This is a genomic window from Rhodoligotrophos appendicifer, assembly GCF_007474605.1.
Taxonomy (GTDB): Bacteria; Pseudomonadota; Alphaproteobacteria; order Rhizobiales; family Im1; genus Rhodoligotrophos; species Rhodoligotrophos appendicifer.
Genome location: NZ_VHKL01000001.1, coordinates 701,097 through 719,115 on the forward strand (window position 1 = coordinate 701,097; position 18,019 = coordinate 719,115).

Consider the following 18,019-nt stretch of genomic DNA (forward strand, 5'->3'; position numbering starts at 1 on the left):
ACGCGACGTCCGGATCAGGCCGTCTGATCTACATGTGGATGGCGCGCCCTTCGACGGCCATCGCAGCCTCTTTGACGGCCTCTGAGAGGGTCGGGTGGGCATGGCAGGTGCGGGCGAGATCTTCTGATGAGCCGCCGAACTCCATCAGAACGGCAACCTCGTGGATCATCTCACCGGCATTGGTGCCGATGATGTGGCACCCGAGCACCCGGTCGGTTTTCGAATCCGCCAGAAACTTAACGTAGCCGTCGGTGGTGCGATTGGCCTTGGCGCGACCATTGGCCATGAAGGGAAACTTGCCGACTTTGTAATCGATTCCCGCGGCTTTGAGCTCTTCTTCGGTCTGCCCGACACTGGCCACCTCGGGCGAGGTGTAGATGACGCTGGGAATGACGCCGTAATTCACATGCCCGGCTTTGCCGGCGATGATCTCGGCAACGGCCACACCCTCGTCCTCACCCTTATGGGCCAGCATGGGGCCGCGGACCACGTCGCCGATGGCATAGACGCCGGCGAGACTGGTCTGGAAATGATCGTCGACGTCGACACGGCCCCTGTCGTCGCGCTTGATGCCGGCCTCATCGAGGCCGAGGCCCTCAGTGAAGGGCACCCGTCCGATCGCGACGAGTACGACATCGGCATCGAGCACGGTGGCCTCGCCGCCTTGCGCCGGCTCCGTGGTCACCTTCAGGCCCTTCTTCTGCTTTTCGACTCCCGTGACCTTGGTCGACATCAGGAAATCGATGCCCTGCTTCTTCAGGAGACGCTGGAAATCCTTGGAGATGCCCGCATCCATGCCAGGCGTGATGCGATCCAGAAACTCGACGACCGTGACCCGCGCGCCCAGACGCCGCCAGACGGATCCGAGTTCGAGACCGATGATCCCTGCGCCGATGACGACCAGCTTCTCCGGCACCTTATCGAGAGTGAGCGCGCCGGTCGAAGAGACGATCTGCTTCTCGTCGATCTCGACACCCTTGAGGCGTGTGACGTCCGACCCGGTCGCGATCACGATCGCTTTTGTTTCGATGGTCTCGGTCTTGTCGCCGTCTGCCACCTCGACCGTGCCGGCACCGAGAATGCGGCCCTTGCCCTTGAAGGCTGTGACCTTGTTCTTCTTCAGAAGGAACTCGACGCCCTTCACATTCCCAGAGACGCCGTCGTCCTTGAACGCCATCATCGTGGCGAGATCGAGCTTGGGCGCTTCGATCTTGATTCCCATCTCGGCGAAATGATGAGCGGCCTTCTCGAATTCCTCGCTTGCATGAAGCAAGGCCTTCGAGGGAATGCAGCCGATATTCAGGCAAGTTCCGCCGAATGTGGGGTTTTTCTCCACGACGGCCACCTTCAATCCCAGCTGCGCCGCACGGATCGCGCACACATAGCCGCCTGGGCCGGTCCCGATAACCACGAGATCGAAGCTCTCCGCCATCTCAAACCTTTCTACTCGGTATCCTGATGTTTGCCCAAAGGACCGCTCAGGGACCAGATATGGCCGAACGGATCCCGGATCCGTCCGTAACGATCACCCCAAGGGGCATCCTTCATCGCCACGACCATCTCGGCACCGGCCTGGATCGCCCTGTCGAATCCGGCATCGGCATCACGCGCCGATGTGAAATGGAGCTGAAGCGCCACGGGGGTGCCGCCTAGCGTGGCCGGCGCCGGTGTGCCATTGGGGCCGAATTCGGGAAACTCGTCGCAAATATAGACTTGGCCACCATGGATGTTGATGACGGCGTGCAGCACACGCTCCCCGTCATCCGCCATCACCTTCCTCTTCAGCACGGCCCCGAACGCTGCTTCGTAGAAGTCGAGCGCCTTGCCCCCGCCCTTCACCGTCAGATGGGGGACAAGCGGAGGCACTGCTAGTTCCGGTGCTGGTGTCATGGACCGCCCTTAGAGATCGAGGAAGAGGCGCTGCGGCGCCTCCAGGGACTCCTTAACGCGAACCAGGAAAGTGACCGCTTCCTTACCATCGACGATTCGGTGATCGTAGGACAGAGCAAGATACATCATCGGCCGCGCCTCGATCTTACCATCGAGAACCACCGGCCGCTGTTGAATCTTGTGCATCCCGAGAATGCCCGACTGCGGAGCGTTCAGGATCGGGGTCGACATCAGCGAACCGTAGATCCCGCCATTCGAGATGGTGAAGGTCCCTCCCTGCATCTCGTCGATGCGGAGCTGGCCGTCGCGGGCGCGCTTGCCGAAATCGTTGATGGATTTCTCGATGCCGGCCAAGCTCATGCGGTCGGCATCGCGCACCACAGGAACGACCAGGCCCTTGTCGGTGCCGACGGCGACACCGATGTGGTAGTAATTCTTATAGACCATTTCGTCCCCGTCGATCTCGGCATTGACCGCCGGGATCTCCCGCAGGGCATGGACGCAGGCCTTGACGAAGAAGCTCATGAAGCCAAGCTTCACGCCGTGTTTCTTCTCGAACAGGTCTTTGTATTCGTTGCGCAGCGCCATGACGGCCGACATGTCCACCTCGTTGAAGGTGGTGAGCATGGCGGCTGTGTTCTGAGCATCCTTCAGGCGACGGGCGATGGTCAGGCGAAGACGGCTCATCCGGACCCGCTCTTCGAGCCCTTCTGAAGCGGTCTCGGAGGGTGCCTTTGCTGTAGCGGGAGCCTCGGCTCGGGTCGCCGCCTCGGCTTCGGGGCGGCCGCCGCGCTCCATGAATTCGAGGATGTCTCCCTTGAGAACGCGCTGATCCTTGCCGGTGCCCTCGATGGCCTTGATATCGACCTTGCTCTCTTCAGCCAGGCGACGGACTGCGGGCGACTGAGTGTCGGCGGCTCCTGAGCGGCTGCTACCGTCGCGCGGGGCGACGGGTTCCGGCCCCACGACGGGCTCGGGATGATCAGCCTTCACGTCCGGGCGTTGCGGTTCCTTGGGCGGCTCCACGATGCGGCCCTTGGCCTGCGGTCCTGACTTCTTGGCCGCGGCCCCCGCTTCGGCGATGGCACCAAGGATCGCACCGACATTGACCGTCTCGCCATCCTTGACCCGAATGTCGGAGAGCACTCCGCCAGCGGGAGCCGGAACCTCGATCGTGACCTTGTCGGTCTCGAGCTCGACCAGCGGCTCGTCGGCCTTGACCGTGTCGCCTTCTTTCTTGAACCACTGAGCGATCGTGGCTTCCGTGACGGATTCGCCGAGGCTCGGAACACGAATTTCGGTGGGCATCTCTGGCCTTTCAAAGTGATGCAGCCGGGCTGCCGGCTGCGACGGATCAGTTGCGCAGGGCCTCGGGGCTCAGCGCTTCATTCAGGAAATTCTCGAGCTCACGCTGATGCTTCGAATGCAGCCCCGTGGCCGTTGCCGCCGAGGCGGAGCGGCCCACGTAACGCGGACGCTTATGCTTGGCGTCAACATATTGAAGCACCCATTCGAGATTGGGTTGCACGAACGTCCAGGCGCCCATGTTGTAGGGTTCCTCCTGGCACCAGATGATCTCGGCATCCGGAAAGCGTCCCAGTTCCGTTACCAATGCCTTGGCAGGGAACGGATAGAGCTGCTCCAGGCGCATGAGATAGATGTCGTCGACACCCCGCTTCTCGCGCTCCTCATAGAGATCGTAATAAACCTTGCCGGTGCACAGGACGACGCGACGGATCTTCTTATCCTCGACGAGCTTGATCTTCTGGTCCGGCAGGAGCTCCGCATCATCATAGAGGACACGGTGGAAGCTGGTCTCCGGACCCATCTCATCCAGGCGTGAGACCACCCGCTTGTGCCGCAGCAGCGACTTCGGCGTCATGATGATCAGCGGCTTGCGGAAGTCGCGATGCAGCTGCCGCCTGAGGATGTGAAAATAGTTCGAAGGCGTCGTGCAGTTGGCCACCTGCATGTTGTCTTCGGCGCAGAGCTGCAGGTAGCGCTCGAGCCGGGCCGAGGAATGCTCCGGTCCCTGACCCTCGTAGCCGTGGGGGAGCAGCATCACCAGCCCCGACATCCGCAACCATTTGCGTTCGCCGGAGGAAATGAACTGGTCCACCACCACCTGGGCGCCATTGGCGAAATCGCCGAACTGCGCCTCCCACAGCACCAGCGTCTTCGGCTCCGACAGGCTGTAACCATATTCGAAGCCGAGAACGGCCTCTTCCGAGAGCGCCGTATTGATGATCTCAGCCTGCGCCTGGTCAGGCGCCAGATTGTTGATCGGAGTGTAGGGCTCTTCGGTTTCCTGATCGACGATGACGGAATGGCGTTGCGAGAAGGTGCCGCGCTGGCTGTCCTGTCCGGACAGACGCACCGGATAGCCCTCCACGAGGAGTGAGCCATAGGCCAACTGCTCGGCGGTGGCCCAATCGATCCCGGCGCCTTCGTCGATCGTCTTGCGGCGCTGCATGAAGATGCGCTTGATCGTGCGATGGGCGTTGAAACCCTCGGGGATCTCGGTGAGTTTCGTACCGATCTCCTTCAGCATGTCCATCGGCACGCCGGTCACGCCCTTGCGCGGGCCTTCATCCTTGGGCTGGGTAAATCCTGCCCAGCGACCATCGAGCCAATCGGCTTTGTTGGGCTTGTAGCTGTCTGAGCTTTCAAACTCCTCGTCGAGCTGACGTCGGAAGCCGGAGCGCATAGCCTCTGCTTCTTCCGCGGTGACGACGCCTTCCTCGACCAGCCTCTTCGAATAGATCTCGACGACGGAGGGCTGCTGCGCAATGCGCTTGTACATCAACGGCTGGGTGAAGGAGGGCTCGTCGGCCTCGTTGTGGCCGAAGCGGCGATAGCAGAACATGTCCACCACCACCGGCTTGTGGAAGCGTTGGCGGAACTCCACGGCGATCTTCGCCGCATAGACCACCGCTTCCGGATCATCGCCATTCACATGGAAGATGGGGGCCTCGATCATCTTCGCGACATCCGAAGGATAGGGCGAGGACCGGGCATGAAGCGGATTGGTGGTGAAGCCGATCTGGTTGTTGATGATGAAGTGGACAGAGCCTCCGGCCCGATGGCCGCGGACGCCCGACAGCGCCAGGCACTCTGCCACCACGCCCTGGCCGGCAAAGGCGGCATCGCCATGGATCAGCAACGGCAGGACGGTCGTGCGTTCGCGATCGCCTCTCTGATCCTGCTTGGCGCGCGCCTTTCCGAGCACGACCGGATCCACGATCTCGAGATGAGAGGGGTTCGCGCTCAGCGACAGGTGCACCTTGTTGCCGTCGAACTCCCGATCGGAGGACGAGCCGAGGTGATACTTGACGTCACCCGAGCCCTCCACATCGTCCGGGTTGGCGGAGCCGCCCTTGAACTCGTTGAAGATGGCCCGGAAGGGCTTGCCCATGACGTTGCCGAGCACGTTCAGCCGGCCACGATGGGCCATGCCGAGGACGATCTCGCTGACCCCCAGCGAACCGCCCCGCTTGATGATTTGCTCGAGCGCCGGAATGACGGATTCCCCGCCATCCAGCCCGAAGCGCTTTGTGCCGGTATATTTGAGGTTCAGGAACCCTTCGAAGCCTTCCGCCTCGACCAGTTTGTTGAGGATCGCCTTCTTACCCTGGGGCGTGAACGTGATCTCTTTGTCCGGCCCCTCGATCCGCTCCTGGATCCAGGCCTTCTGCTCGGGATCGGAAATGTGCATGAACTCGACGCCGAACGTCGAGCAATAGGTGCGCTGCAGGATGTCGAGGATCTCCCGCAGCGAGGCGCTTTCGACTCCGAGCACGAAATCGATGAAGATTGGCCGATCCAGGTCGTCCGCGCCGAACCCATAGGTGCGCGGGTCGAGTTCCGGATGGCTTTGCTTCGGCTTCTGTTGGAGCGGGTCCAGATCGGCGGCGAGATGGCCGCGGATCCGATAGGCCCGGATCATCATCAGCGCCCGGATTGAATCCAGGGTCGCCCGCCGCAGATCGTCCGAGGGAAGAGCATCCCCTTTTGCGCGCGCCGAGATATCGATTCTCTTGGCGATCGATTTCTCGAAGGGCGCCCAGTTTGAATCAAGGGCCGAAACGAGCTCGCCATTGATCTGAGGCGGCCAATCCGACCGTTCCCAGGAGGCACGTGTTTCGACGGTGGCCGGATCTTTCTCGTCTTCCAGATCGGCGAAGAAGGATTGCCACTCCGCGTCGACCGAATTGGGATCGCTCTGGAAGCGCGAGTAGAGATGCTCGATAAACTCGGCGTTGCCGCCCGTAAGGAATGAGGTGCGACGGAGCACGTCACTCTGTTCAGTCTTTGCCATTGCCTTTCCGACCCGCGGTTTCGGCCACGGACCGTCCTGTTCTGCGGTCGGGGATTACATAATGGGCGGAACGGATTAACACAGTTTCTCTAAGGGATCGCACCCGCGCTCACTTATTTAGGACCTCGACCAGTGTAGTTCCAAGGGCCGCCGGTGAATTAGATACGACGATGCCCGCCGATCGCATAGCTTCAATCTTGTCTGAGGCAGCGCCCTTGCCTCCTGCAATGATAGCGCCAGCATGGCCCATCCGCCGGCCGGGAGGCGCCGTGACCCCCGCGATGAAGCCGACCATGGGCTTTTTCACTTTCGAGTGACGGATAAACTCCGCCGCCTCCTCCTCGGCGCTCCCACCGATTTCGCCGATCATAATGATCGACTGGGTCTCCGGATCGGCCAGGAACAGTTCCAGGACTTCGGTGAAGTCCAGGCCCTTGACCGGATCGCCGCCGATGCCCACGCAGGTCGACTGGCCGAGCCCTGCTGCCGTCGTCTGCGCGACGGCCTCATAGGTCAACGTTCCCGAGCGCGAAACGATGCCGACGGACCCGCGTTTGTGGATATGGCCGGGCATGATGCCGATCTTGCACTCGTTGGGCGTGATGACGCCGGGGCAGTTCGGTCCCACGAGACGTGACTTGGAGCCGGACAGAGCCCGCTTCACCTTGACCATGTCGAGCGCCGGAATGCCTTCGGTGATGCAGACGATGAGCTCAATCTCGGCATCGATGGCCTCGAGGATCGAATCCGCAGCGAAGGGGGGCGGCACATAAATCACGGATGCAGTGGCACCGGTCGCCTGCTTGGCCTCGCCCACCGTGTCGAAGACAGGCAGGCCGATATGAGTCTGGCCGCCCTTGCCCGGCGTCACGCCGCCGACCATCTTCGTCCCGTAGGCGACGGCCTGTTCAGTATGGAAAGTCCCGTTCTTGCCGGTGATGCCCTGGCAGATGACCTTCGTGTTCTTGTCGATCAGAATGGCCATCAGGCAGCTTCCTTCACAGCAGCGACGATCTTCTTTGCGGCATCATCGAGATTGTCCGCCGCAATCACGTTGAGTTTGGAATCGCGCAGGATCTGCTTGCCCTGCTCGACATTGGTGCCTTCAAGGCGCACCACCAGCGGGACCTTGAGACCGACCTCCCTGACGGCAGCGACCACGCCATCCGCGATCACGTCGCAGCGCATGATGCCGCCGAAGATATTGACGAGGATGCCGTTCACCTGAGGATCCGCGGTAATGATCTTGAAGGCCGCCGTCACCTTTTCCTTGGTCGCTCCACCCCCCACATCCAGGAAGTTCGCAGGCTCGGACCCGTAGAGCTTGATGATGTCCATGGTCGCCATGGCCAGGCCGGCGCCGTTCACCATGCAGCCGATCGTGCCGTCGAGAGCCACGTAGTTGAGGTCGTAGCGAGCAGCCTCCAGCTCCTTGGAATCCTCTTCCGTCTCATCGCGCAAGGCGGCGATGTCCTTGTGACGGAAGAGCCCGTTGTCGTCGAAGTTGATCTTCGCGTCGAGGCAGAGCAGGGAGCCCTCCTCGGTGACGATCAGCGGATTGATCTCCAGCTGGCTCATGTCCGTGGCGACGAAAGCCTCATAGAGCTTGGCCACCAGGCTCACGCATTGCTTCACCTGATCGCCCTCGAGCTTCAGGGCGTAGGCAATGTTGCGGCCGATATAGCTGCTGTAGCCCGCTGCCGGATCCACGTGAAACGTGAGGATTTTCTCCGGGTTCGAATGGGCGACCTCCTCGATGTCCATGCCGCCTTCGGTGGACACGATAAAGGCAATCCGCGATGATGCGCGGTCTAACACTGCCGAGAGATAGAGCTCGCGAGCGATTTTGGAGCCTTCCTCCACATAGAGGCGGTTCACCTGCTTGCCCTGGGGACCGGTCTGATGCGTGACGAGGGTGAGACCCAGCATGCGCTCGGCTTCCTTGCGCACGTCGGCGACCGATTTTACGACCTTCACCCCACCGGCTTTGCCGCGACCGCCGGCATGGATCTGAGCCTTCACGACCCAGACGGGGCCACCGAGTTGCTCGGCACCCTTCACCGCTTCCTCCACCGACAGGGCCGGATATCCCCGCGGAACCGGAACGCCGAACTCCGCAAGAACGGCCTTGGCTTGATATTCGTGAATGTTCATCTCGTCTCCAAAGCCTCAAGGGGCCTAGAAATTACGCGAGGTCGGGCGCGAGCTCGCGAGATTTGGCAATCAGACCCTCAACCGATTTGACTGAGTTCTGGAACATGACCTTCTCGTCGCGGGTGAGGTCGATTTCGACGATGCGCTCGACACCGCCGGCGCCGATCACGACGGGAACGCCCACATAGGTGTCCTTCACCCCATACTCCCCGTTCAGATGGACGGCGCAGGGCAGGACGCGCTTCTTGTCGAAGATGTAGGATTCCGCCATGGCGATCGCCGAGGTGGCCGGGGCGTAATACGCCGAGCCGTTCTTCAACAGGCTGACGATCTCCGCGCCTCCGTCGCGCGTGCGCTGCACGATGTCGTCGATGCGCTGCTGCGTCGTCCACTTCATGGCGACGAGATCCGGTACGGGAATGCCAGCCACGGAGGAATACCGCACCAGCGGCACCATGGTATCGCCGTGACCCCCGAGGACGAAGGCGGTCACATCTTCCACGGAGACATTGAACTCCTGGGCCAAGAAGTAACGGAAGCGCGCGCTGTCGAGCACGCCGGCCATTCCGACCACATGGGACGTGGGCAGCCGCGAGAACTTCTGCAGCGCCCAGACCATGGCGTCCAGGGGATTGGTGATGCAGATCACGAACGCGTCGGGCGCATACTTGCTGATCCCGGCGCCGACCTGGCTCATGACCTTCAAGTTGATTTCGACCAGGTCGTCACGGCTCATGCCGGGCTTGCGAGGCACCCCGGCGGTGACGATGACCACATCGGCGCCTTCGATCCCGCCATATTCGTTGACGCCCGTGAAATTCACGTCGAAGCCCTCGACCGGGGAGGACTGCGCGATATCAAGGGATTTGCCCTGTGGTAATCCGTCCACGATATCGAAGAGGACGACATCACCCAGCTGTTTCAGGCCGACCAGGTGAGCGAGCGTGCCCCCGATCATCCCGCCGCCGATAAGAGCAATCTTCTTGCGCGCCATGCGTCCCCCTTGCCTCGTGTTGGCTTCCATCTTGGTCCGGGTCAGCGGCGCAGCGCCGAAATCCTGTCACTTTGCGCCGCAAAAGTGCGGTCATGTAACGCGATTGAGGCAGGCTTGCAAGCGTCCATCCGGCCGGGATGGCCATCATGGAACACGCAGCTCCACGGACTGTTCCGTCTCGGTCCGACTGCCTGATTTTTGGGCGTTCGCCCAGTATTCATCGGTGCGCATCTCGCTCAGTCGCGAAGCGGTTCTCTGGAACGCGCTCGCATTGTCACCGCGCATGTAAAGGGCGTCGGGTTCGGCTTCGGCGGAGATGACGAGGCGGATCTTTTGATCGTAGAACGCATCGATCAATTTGATGAAGCGCGTGGCCTCGTTGCGCTGATGGTGGCGCAACACGGGAACGGCCTCGAGAAAAACGACGTCGAAGGCTTTCGCAACCGCGAGATAATCGCCGGCACCCAGGGGTCTTTCACACAGATCGGCAAAGCTGAAACGCGCCATTCTGCCGACCGCATGGGGCACGATGACGTCACGGCCCTTGACGCGCAGAACCCGCGATTCACCGTGAGAGCCTCCCGAGAGACGCAGCCACAAGGTCTCGAAGCGTGCGGCCGTCCGGTCGGTGAGCGGCGACAGATAGACGTCTTCGCCAGCAGCATGGCGCTGGCGGTAATCATTGTCGCCGTCCAGGGAGACCACGTCGAGCCGTTCTTCGATCAGCTTGATGAAGGGCACGAAGAGAGAGCGGTTGAGGCCATCGCGATACAACTGCGACGGCTCTGTATTGGAAGTGGCCACGATCACGACGCCACGCTTGAACAGGGCCTCGAACAGACGCCCGAGGATCATCGCATCGGTGATGTCGGACACCTGAAATTCGTCGAAACAGAGCAGGCTTGCCTGCTTGGCGATCGCCTTGGCGACAGGCGGGATCGGATCGTCTCCGGTCTCGCTGCCCGCCTTCACTGCCTGTCGATGGCTGTGGATGCGGTCATGGACATCTTGCATGAAGGCGTGGAAATGCACGCGCCGCTTCGTCTCGACGCGGACCACCTCGAAGAACAGATCCATGAGCATGGTCTTGCCGCGACCCACCTCGCCATGGACGTACAGGCCCTTGGGTGCAGGCTTCGGCTTGATGAAGACTGCACGCAGGCCGGTCGGCTGCTTCTGCGCCCGATAGCCATCGAGCGCGGTGGCAAGGTCATCCAGTCGCTGCGCCACCAGACGCTGGGCGTCGTCGGCCGCAAGCATCCCCGATGCCAACCGTGCTTGGTAGGCTTCGAGGACGCTCATGGCCGGCGATGCTTCAAGGGGCTCGCCCTCAGCCCATGGTCGGGATGACGAACTCGGCACTGTCTTTGATGCCCGACGGCCAGCGCGAGGTGACCGTCTTGGTCTTGGTGTAGAAGCGGATCGAGTCGGGTCCGTGCTGGTTCAGATCGCCGAAGCCCGAACGCTTCCAGCCGCCGAAGGTGTGATAGGCCAGCGGCACGGGGATCGGCACGTTGATGCCGACCATCCCCACATTGATGCGGGTCGAGAAGTCGCGGGCGGCATCCCCGTCGCGGGTGAAGATGGCGACGCCATTGCCGTATTCATGGTCGTTCGGCAGCGAGACTGCATCCTCATAGTCATGCGCGCGCACCACCGACAACACCGGACCGAAGATCTCTTCCTTGTAGATCCGCATGTCTCGGGTCACGTTGTCGAACAGGCAGCCGCCCATGAAGAAGCCGTTCTCGTAGCCCTGCATGGAGAAATCGCGACCATCCACCAGGAGGCTTGCTCCCTCCTGGATGCCGATATCGACGTAATCCTTGACCTTGTCGCGGTGCTGGCGCGTGACCAGCGGTCCGAAATCGGCATCCTTGTCGGAGGACGGGCCGATCCGCAGCGATTCCACACGAGGGATGAGCTTCTCGATCAGGGCGTCGGCCGTCTGCTTGCCCACGGGTACGGCCACTGAAATGGCCATGCAACGTTCGCCGGCCGAACCGTAGCCGGCCCCGACCAGAGCGTTGACGGCCTGGTCCATATCCGCATCCGGCATGATGATCATATGGTTCTTCGCGCCGCCGAACGCCTGCACGCGCTTTCCGTGGGCGGTGCCGGTCGTATAGACATATTCGGCGATCGGGGTGGAGCCGACGAAACCGATGGCCTGGATGTCGGGATGCGTGAGGATCGCGTCCACGACCTCCTTGCCGCCGTTGACGACGTTCAGGACGCCTTCGGGCAGACCGGCTTCGATCAACAGCTCCGCGAGGCGCATCGGCACCGAGGGATCACGCTCCGAGGGCTTCAGGATGTAGGAATTGCCACAGGCCAGCGCCGGGGCGAATTTCCACATGGGAATCATCGCCGGGAAATTGAACGGCGTAATTCCAGCGACCACTCCGAGTGGCTGGCGCAGCGAGTACATGTCGATGTTGGGGCCGGCTCCCACGGAGAACTCGCCCTTCAGCAGATGCGGAATGCCGATGGCGAACTCGACCACCTCGAGGCCACGCTGGATGTCGCCATGCGCGTCGGGAATGGTCTTGCCATGCTCGGAAGACAGCATTGCTGCCAGATTGTCCTTGTCGCGATTGAGGAGCTCGACGAACTTCATCATCACGCGGGCGCGGACCTGGGGATTTTTTTCTGCCCAACCGAGCTGCGCCTTCTTGGCGACCTGCACAGCGTGATCGAGTTCCTTGGCTGTAGCCAGGGCCACCTTGGCTTGAACTTCGCCGGTGTTGGGGTCGAACACGTCACCGAAGCGGCCCGACGAGCCGGCGACATTCTTCCCACCCACAAAGTGCCCGATTTCTTTCACCATCTCCCTGATCCTTGCTGTGTTTTAACTGGCCGGATGACATCATTGCCGAAATGTGGCCGGACCCTAGCGATGTCGAGCTAAATCGGCAAGTGAGGTGCAAGATTGTGCATCAATTGACGCGAAGGTAAGGTATTTGTGCGATGCAACTAATCTGGCATTGATCGTGTTGCGATGCAGCATCATATAGAAGCTGTCGATGGGAGGAGCTTTTACCAGCCTCGTTGAGGCGTGTAGGAACTCTGATGAACGAAAGTGATAATACCCCCACCTTGGCTTGCAGCTATCGCAAGCTCTGGATCCGGGATCTCGAAATTCTTTTGGACCATTATAAGCGGCTGGACCGCGACGCACGCCATCTGCGCTTCGGCGGTTTCGTCCCGGACAGCTTCATCGATGGCTATGCGCGGCAGGCTCTGAGGCTTTCGGGCACTGTCATCGGGTGCTTCATCGATGGGAAACTGCGGGGGGCGGGCGAACTTCAGCCCATCGTCGACACCTGGCCCATCGAAGCCGAGGCTGCCTTCACCGTGGAGCAACCCTTCCGCGGAAAGGGCATCGGGAGCGAACTCATGCGCCGGCTGATCTTGACGGCGCAGAACCGCTCCATCAAGACGATCTACACGATCTGTGCGCAGGAGAACATGCGGATGCGCCGGCTGGCGCAGAAGTACAAGGCGGAGCTGAAGATCGAGCACAGCGAAGTGGCGGCCACTCTCCGAACCCCCCTTCCGACATATGGCAGTCTCATGGAGGAGTGGGCGGGGAACGCCGGAGGCCTCCTCCATGCCGTACTGTCTCGCTAATCTCTAGGATCAGGGCGTGCAGGAGGACAAGCGCGAACGGTCCTCTCGATTAAGAGCACGCTTGAGTTGTGTCGAGGGCCGGAGCAGAGTTGCTTCGGCCATCTGACGAATTTCCGCGAACAGATCCAGCAGCTCTGCCCGCCGGCTCGCTCCCAAGGCGGCCTCGATCGAGCGGTCTGAAATCGGCCAATGCGTCACCTTGGTCTTGGTTTTGAGCTCCGTGATCTCTGGCCTCTCGGTGTCTCCGATATGGATGGCGTAATCAAAGGCCGGTCCGTCTGGCGCGGTGAACTTGCGCCATGACTTCGGATGCAGGCCGCGCGCCCGAATGCCGACTTGGGCGATGACTTCAAGTGCATCCGCATCAGCTGACGCTGCTGGATTGAAACCGGCGCTGAAGGCCCGGAACCGGCTGCGGGCCGCGGAGTTGACGAAGGCTTCGGCCATGAGGCTTCGCGCAGCATTGTCGTCACACAGGAACAGAATCGTCTTCGGGTCCATACGAACCTCCAAAATCGGCGCGGGCGGGCGCTCGCTGTCAATCGAATCTCTAAATACCCAGGCATTGCTGCAGTACTGTGAACCGTCCCAGGCGAAGATGAGATCAGGAGCGAGTGAATTCAACCTAGGATTGTGTTCATAGTGGGGGCATGTGGAGAAAAGATGGGAAATCTGAGGCTGGACGGAATCGTCGTTATGCGTTTTGCTAAACAGATGATGAACGCTTTCCTTACAGGGCTCAGGCACTTGGCTCCCGCATTGAGAATGAGATGAAATCCCATTTTGAAATGCTCTCTGCGTACAATAAGTGGGCAAATCGGCGCCTTTACGATGCGGCCGAGCGACTGTCGGACTCTGATTATCGCAGCGACCGGGGCGCCTTTTTCGGCTCCCTCCATGGGACGTTGAATCACCTCCTCGTCGGTGACCGCATCTGGATGCAGAGATTTACGGGAGGAGGCCAAGCTCCGGCGAGGCTTGATCTGATCCTTTGCGAAAGCCTGCCGGAACTTAGGGTCGCCCGCGAGGCCGAGGATGAGCGCATTGAGACGTTCATCGCCGGGCTCACCCCCGACAGGTTAGCCGGGACCATTGTCTATCGCAGCACCCGCAGCCCCGTGGAGTTGGAACAGCACTTTGCGCCGCTGCTCACGCATTTCTTCAATCATCAGACCCATCATCGGGGTCAGGCACACTGCATTGTGACCGGCCTAACCGGAGAAGCGCCTTCGTTGGATCTGTTGGTGTTTCAACGGGAAACCGGCTTGGGGATGGTCCGGGGTCACGGAGGTGCGTTCAATGTGCCCGAGCGTCGGCCGGCCACGGGTCCGCGCTAGAAGCTTGCGATCCAGGCGATCCAGCCATGGATGACGCCAACGGGGAAGATGAGCAGGCCTGCTGCAAGGAGCCACCAGCTTGACGTGAGGACGCAGACGACGATGTGAGTGATCCAGCCGGCAAGGGCCGCGAGACAGAAAAGGCTAGCGAGGAGGTAACCGACGGCTCCTCGCCGCAGTGTATGTGTAGCCCCGAATGCGGCGAGCTTGAATGGTGGCTTTGTGTCCATGCGAGAGCGGAAAGGCCGCGCCCATTCAAGATTGGGTCAGGCCGGTTGCCGAAAATTCGTCGATCAAGACACCGCCGCCCCGCCGCTGTCCTGATCACAACTGTGCCATATAAGGACATCTTCGTAAAGCTCAACTAAAAGTGAATTTTTGGGATCTCGCGAGGAAAGGTTGAAGACGTGTCTGCAATGAAGACGGAACTGATGATAGAGACCGACGATGGGACCGCACCGGCCGCGTTATTCCAGCCTGAGGCAGATGCCTCGGCAAAGCGTCCGGGGGTGATCCTCTATATGGATGCTTTCGGGCTGCGGGCGGGTTTGGACGAGATGGCTCAGCGCCTTGCGGACTCCGGATATCTGGTCCTGGTTCCTGATCTCTTTTACCGCAACGGACGATACGGGCCCTACGACCCGAAGACGGCGTTCTCAGATGAAGCGACCAAGGCCCAGATTCTCGGCATGGTGACGGGCACGTCCCAGGAAATGACCAAGCGGGATGGGCAGGCGTTCTTGAGCGCTCTGGACTCCTACGGAGCATCGGCCAAGATCGGCACTGTGGGCTACTGCATGGGCGGTGGCAGGGCGATCAGGGCGGCCTCCGCCTTTCCCGATCGCATCGCCGCGGCCGCAAGTTTCCATGGCGGCAACCTGGCCAGCGACTCTGAGGAGAGTCCCCACCGCCATCTGACTGGCATCCGAGGCCGGATCTATGTTGGGGTCTCCGGCGTGGACAGAAGCTTTCCCCCCGAGCAATCCGCGCGTCTGGCTGAAGCCCTCCGCGTGGCGGAGACGGACCACATCATCGAGAACTACGTGGGCATGGCCCATGGTTGGGCCGTGCCGGATCACAGCGTTTTTGATGCCCGTGGGGCGGAGCGCCACTGGCAGCGGCTACTGACGCTCTTCGCAGAAACGTTGCACTGAAGGGTCGTCGCACCGGGCAACAAGAACCTGCACCGGAACATCCATGACAAATTGCGCCTGCGCAAATCTCTGGGCTGCTCTGGAGGCAGCCAGAGAGTCGGGATAGATCGACGAGTAGAAGTCCCCGATCCTAAAGGCCCAACCGTCGTCCCGCGGGACGACGTAATAGATCTTGCTCAGCATGACCGTCGCTTTCATTCATCTCGCGCAACCACCATTAACGTGCCTCGGGGCTGAATGCGAGATGAACGAAAAACCTGCTTAACGGCCGGAGGTCACGCCTCTTCTTCGAAGGTGACAGCGATGTCCGCATTGGCGGACAGGCGGACTTTTTGGCCTTCGACTTCGGCGACCAGGGCGCCGGGGACGAAGTGGTGATGACCCTTGTGCTTGCCTTCGCCGCTGTCCTTCTTCGTCAGCTTGATGCGATCACCCTCGACACGGTCGACAGTGCCGACATGAACGCCATCGGCCCCGATGACTTCCATATGTTCTTTGATTTGACTGAGATGGCCCATAGCATCCTCCAATGACGCGAATGCTCCATTGAACGCCCGATGCCCGGCGATCGATCCCAGCGAAATGGAAAAGCAGGCGATGGGGGAGGGGAATCGAGACTGAACCTAAGTCTTGGGCTCAGGTGCAACGCGATGGTCTCGGAGGAAGTGGTGCCGCTTGCGTGACTCGAACACGCGACCCCATCATTACGAATGATGTGCTCTACCAACTGAGCTAAAGCGGCTTAACTTTTCGCAGCCACACGTGACGTCATGGCCTCAGTGGCCGACTGATACCGCGTCGCTTGCGAAATGGCAACTGGAGCGCTGCGGACTGCGATAAAAACTCCGGTCAGGGTTCAACGCGGCAGAGCCGATCCAAGCCACTCCGTTCCGCCAACGGGACGGCTCGGCGCGGCCGAAGGATCGGGTCCCGGATCATCGGGCTGGCTGCGCAGGCTTGGACGATTGCCTTTCGGCGCATCACTGGCGGGTGTCTCGAGATCAGGCGTTGGTGCCGAAATCGGAACACCCACAGGGACCGGCGGCTTGGCAGGGACGGCCGTCACGACGCTGGGGCGAACCTGAACGGCGACCGGCGGCGCGCCCGGGGCTTCCGAAGCGGGCGGCTGGTCGCCGTCGTGATCGAATGGGCCGGGGTGTGCTACCGCGGGTTCTTCCTGTTCAGGCTCGGGAGTGTCATTGGACAGGAGCGCTACAGGGGGTTCCGCCGGTGTCGGCTGAAAGGACAGACCCTCGACGGGCCTCTTCCAGACGAAGGCATCCAACTCGCCCGTCACGGGCGACATGGGCTCCCATATGTCCGACACGTAACCATCCGCAGTCCACGCCGCATCTCGAGGAGCCGAGACGGCACGCGCTAGCCACTCGCGTTCCTTGCCCCGGTCCTTATTCTGCACCCGCTCCAACTCCGCCATGTGCATGCAAATGCCGGCGCTTGGGCGATCGGCGATGCTCGAGGCCAGGGCGTCGCGGGCCTCGCCATACTCATGCGCTTCCATCGCCGCTCGCGCCAGAGCGATGACGCTTTCATCACTATGCGGCGTTTGTCCTACGAGAGAGCGCACGCGCTTCAGGCGATCCAATGCCGAATCGCCGGGCCGGACATGGGCATAGGCGTCTGCAAGGTCCCGATGGGGGCTCAAGTTCCAGGTTTTTTCCACCATTCGCATGGCTTTGCGGACGCCGCCCCGCGAGGCCAGGATGCGCGCCGCGACGATCACGGGAGGCGCCAATTCGGGTGCAGCCTTGTGAGCTTTGACCGCCAGCCGCAACGCCTCGTCGGGATTCGTCTGCTCCATCTCCATAGCCTCGGCGGTCTCCACCACAGCCCTTTTGCGCTGTGCTTGGCTTGCCGTTATCAGGCCGGCGCGTTTCTGGTTTTCGATGATGGTGATCACGCCGGGCCAGTCGCGAGTCGCCGACCGGACGGCCAGCATGGCGTTTGATGCCCAGGGAAGTTCCGGCTTCGTCCGCAGCGCCCTCTCGGCAATCTGGCGGGCCTCGTCATACTGTCCGGCTTGTCGCGCCTGATTGAACAGGCCCCTGAGGCCGAGAACCTCGGTTTCCGGTGACGCGGCCATGCTTTCGAAGATCCGCTTGACCTTGGCGTTGTCACCTTCGAGCTGCGCCGTCTGCGCTTCGAGGACGCGAACCAAAGGCTCTTCGGGAAGGTTGCGCACGGCGATCTGCGCTTGACGGCGCGCATTGTGGAGGTCGCCGGCGCCGATGGCAATGATGCCGCGGCTGAGCGCTTTATGCCCCTTGCGCCGCCGCCGGTGGTCGAAATAGCCCGTCATCGCGGCAGGCGCGAAGAAGAGACGACGCAACACGCTCCACACGGCAGCGATGATGATCATGACCGCCAGCAGGGCGAAAACTGCCGCCAGCATGGGCATTTCGATACGATAGCCCAACCAGACGATGTTGATTTCGCCCGGCCGATCGGCCAGCCACGCCACTCCCGCGGCGATCAGGGCGATGACGATGAAACGGAAGATCATGGACCACATGGAACCGTC

16 protein-coding genes and 1 tRNA gene are annotated in these 18,019 nt (G+C 61.3%); 3 read left to right on the forward strand and 14 right to left on the reverse strand.

Going from position 1 to position 18,019, the window contains the following annotated elements:
• Positions 1-28: 28 nt before the first annotated feature.
• The 9 genes from lpdA to FKM97_RS03350 form a co-directional block, all read right to left on the reverse strand.
• Positions 29-1,432: a dihydrolipoyl dehydrogenase gene (gene lpdA, locus FKM97_RS03310; protein ID WP_143957686.1), complete on the reverse strand. Its 1,404-nt coding sequence runs from the start codon at positions 1,430-1,432 to the stop codon at positions 29-31.
• Between the two features lie 11 nt (positions 1,433-1,443).
• Entirely contained in the window at positions 1,444-1,866 is a 423-nt protein-coding gene (locus FKM97_RS03315) for a VOC family protein (RefSeq protein WP_170240718.1), read from the reverse strand.
• A gap of 33 nt (positions 1,867-1,899) precedes the next feature.
• On the reverse strand, positions 1,900-3,198 hold the full coding sequence (odhB, locus tag FKM97_RS03320; RefSeq protein ID WP_143957688.1) for a 2-oxoglutarate dehydrogenase complex dihydrolipoyllysine-residue succinyltransferase: 1,299 nt from the start codon (positions 3,196-3,198) through the stop codon (positions 1,900-1,902).
• Between the two features lie 46 nt (positions 3,199-3,244).
• Positions 3,245-6,208, reverse strand: coding sequence for a 2-oxoglutarate dehydrogenase E1 component (locus tag FKM97_RS03325; RefSeq protein ID WP_143957689.1), 2,964 nt, complete (start codon positions 6,206-6,208; stop codon positions 3,245-3,247).
• Positions 6,209-6,317: 109 nt separating this feature from the next.
• Positions 6,318-7,193 (reverse strand): succinate--CoA ligase subunit alpha, encoded by an 876-nt coding sequence (gene sucD / locus FKM97_RS03330; RefSeq protein ID WP_143957690.1) that lies wholly within the window; start codon positions 7,191-7,193, stop codon positions 6,318-6,320.
• Positions 7,193-8,362, reverse strand: coding sequence for an ADP-forming succinate--CoA ligase subunit beta (sucC, locus tag FKM97_RS03335; protein WP_143957691.1), 1,170 nt, complete (start codon positions 8,360-8,362; stop codon positions 7,193-7,195). The genes sucD and sucC overlap by 1 nt, the downstream gene beginning before the upstream one ends.
• A gap of 31 nt (positions 8,363-8,393) precedes the next feature.
• Positions 8,394-9,356 (reverse strand): malate dehydrogenase, encoded by a 963-nt coding sequence (gene mdh, locus FKM97_RS03340; RefSeq protein WP_143957692.1) that lies wholly within the window; start codon positions 9,354-9,356, stop codon positions 8,394-8,396.
• 144 nt (positions 9,357-9,500) lie between these two features.
• Positions 9,501-10,658 carry a cell division protein ZapE gene (gene zapE / locus FKM97_RS03345; RefSeq protein ID WP_143957693.1) on the reverse strand — a complete coding sequence of 386 codons (1,158 nt, stop codon included), beginning with the start codon at positions 10,656-10,658 and terminating at the stop codon, positions 9,501-9,503.
• Between the two features lie 28 nt (positions 10,659-10,686).
• Positions 10,687-12,183: a CoA-acylating methylmalonate-semialdehyde dehydrogenase gene (locus tag FKM97_RS03350; protein ID WP_143957885.1), complete on the reverse strand. Its 1,497-nt coding sequence runs from the start codon at positions 12,181-12,183 to the stop codon at positions 10,687-10,689.
• Between the two features lie 245 nt (positions 12,184-12,428).
• Between FKM97_RS03350 and FKM97_RS03355 the strand changes: the two genes are divergently transcribed.
• Positions 12,429-12,989, forward strand: coding sequence for a GNAT family N-acetyltransferase (locus FKM97_RS03355; RefSeq protein ID WP_143957694.1), 561 nt, complete (start codon positions 12,429-12,431; stop codon positions 12,987-12,989).
• Between the two features lie 9 nt (positions 12,990-12,998).
• Here the strand turns inward: FKM97_RS03355 and FKM97_RS03360 are convergent, their stop codons facing one another.
• Positions 12,999-13,490 (reverse strand): arsenate reductase/protein-tyrosine-phosphatase family protein, encoded by a 492-nt coding sequence (locus FKM97_RS03360; protein WP_143957695.1) that lies wholly within the window; start codon positions 13,488-13,490, stop codon positions 12,999-13,001.
• A gap of 269 nt (positions 13,491-13,759) precedes the next feature.
• Between FKM97_RS03360 and FKM97_RS03365 the strand changes: the two genes are divergently transcribed.
• Positions 13,760-14,326: a DinB family protein gene (locus FKM97_RS03365; RefSeq protein ID WP_143957696.1), complete on the forward strand. Its 567-nt coding sequence runs from the start codon at positions 13,760-13,762 to the stop codon at positions 14,324-14,326.
• Here FKM97_RS03365 and FKM97_RS03370 read toward each other — a convergent pair.
• On the reverse strand, positions 14,323-14,556 hold the full coding sequence (locus tag FKM97_RS03370) for a hypothetical protein (RefSeq protein ID WP_246104909.1): 234 nt from the start codon (positions 14,554-14,556) through the stop codon (positions 14,323-14,325). The two genes, FKM97_RS03365 and FKM97_RS03370, sit on opposite strands and share 4 nt — an antisense overlap.
• A gap of 186 nt (positions 14,557-14,742) precedes the next feature.
• Between FKM97_RS03370 and FKM97_RS03375 the strand changes: the two genes are divergently transcribed.
• Positions 14,743-15,480, forward strand: coding sequence for a dienelactone hydrolase family protein (locus FKM97_RS03375; protein WP_143957697.1), 738 nt, complete (start codon positions 14,743-14,745; stop codon positions 15,478-15,480).
• Positions 15,481-15,755: 275 nt separating this feature from the next.
• Here FKM97_RS03375 and FKM97_RS03385 read toward each other — a convergent pair whose 3' ends face one another.
• The 3 genes from FKM97_RS03385 to FKM97_RS03395 all read right to left on the reverse strand — a co-directional run bounded on the left by FKM97_RS03385 (position 15,756) and on the right by FKM97_RS03395 (position 18,010).
• On the reverse strand, positions 15,756-15,998 hold the full coding sequence (locus FKM97_RS03385) for a DUF2171 domain-containing protein (RefSeq protein ID WP_143957699.1): 243 nt from the start codon (positions 15,996-15,998) through the stop codon (positions 15,756-15,758).
• A gap of 148 nt (positions 15,999-16,146) precedes the next feature.
• Positions 16,147-16,222 (reverse strand) — tRNA-Thr (locus FKM97_RS03390).
• Positions 16,223-16,336: 114 nt separating this feature from the next.
• On the reverse strand, positions 16,337-18,010 hold the full coding sequence (locus FKM97_RS03395; RefSeq protein ID WP_143957700.1) for a heme biosynthesis protein HemY: 1,674 nt from the start codon (positions 18,008-18,010) through the stop codon (positions 16,337-16,339).
• Between the last annotated feature and the right edge of the window lie 9 nt (positions 18,011-18,019).

What these genes read in the sequence shown, in the direction of transcription:
- lpdA (WP_143957686.1), bottom strand. Translation starts at nt 1,432, where the DNA reads ATGGCGGAGAGCTTCGATCTCGTGGTTATCGGGACCGGCCCAGGCGGC.
- odhB (WP_143957688.1), bottom strand. Translation starts at nt 3,198, where the DNA reads ATGCCCACCGAAATTCGTGTTCCGAGCCTCGGCGAATCCGTCACGGAA.
- FKM97_RS03325 (WP_143957689.1), bottom strand. Translation starts at nt 6,208, where the DNA reads ATGGCAAAGACTGAACAGAGTGACGTGCTCCGTCGCACCTCATTCCTT.
- sucD (WP_143957690.1), bottom strand. Translation starts at nt 7,193, where the DNA reads ATGGCCATTCTGATCGACAAGAACACGAAGGTCATCTGCCAGGGCATC.
- sucC (WP_143957691.1), bottom strand. Translation starts at nt 8,362, where the DNA reads ATGAACATTCACGAATATCAAGCCAAGGCCGTTCTTGCGGAGTTCGGC.
- mdh (WP_143957692.1), bottom strand. Translation starts at nt 9,356, where the DNA reads ATGGCGCGCAAGAAGATTGCTCTTATCGGCGGCGGGATGATCGGGGGC.
- zapE (WP_143957693.1), bottom strand. Translation starts at nt 10,658, where the DNA reads ATGAGCGTCCTCGAAGCCTACCAAGCACGGTTGGCATCGGGGATGCTT.
- FKM97_RS03355 (WP_143957694.1), top strand. Translation starts at nt 12,429, where the DNA reads ATGAACGAAAGTGATAATACCCCCACCTTGGCTTGCAGCTATCGCAAG.
- FKM97_RS03360 (WP_143957695.1), bottom strand. Translation starts at nt 13,490, where the DNA reads ATGGACCCGAAGACGATTCTGTTCCTGTGTGACGACAATGCTGCGCGA.
- FKM97_RS03365 (WP_143957696.1), top strand. Translation starts at nt 13,760, where the DNA reads ATGAAATCCCATTTTGAAATGCTCTCTGCGTACAATAAGTGGGCAAAT.
- FKM97_RS03370 (WP_246104909.1), bottom strand. Translation starts at nt 14,556, where the DNA reads ATGGACACAAAGCCACCATTCAAGCTCGCCGCATTCGGGGCTACACAT.
- FKM97_RS03375 (WP_143957697.1), top strand. Translation starts at nt 14,743, where the DNA reads ATGAAGACGGAACTGATGATAGAGACCGACGATGGGACCGCACCGGCC.
- FKM97_RS03385 (WP_143957699.1), bottom strand. Translation starts at nt 15,998, where the DNA reads ATGGGCCATCTCAGTCAAATCAAAGAACATATGGAAGTCATCGGGGCC.
- FKM97_RS03395 (WP_143957700.1), bottom strand. Translation starts at nt 18,010, where the DNA reads ATGTGGTCCATGATCTTCCGTTTCATCGTCATCGCCCTGATCGCCGCG.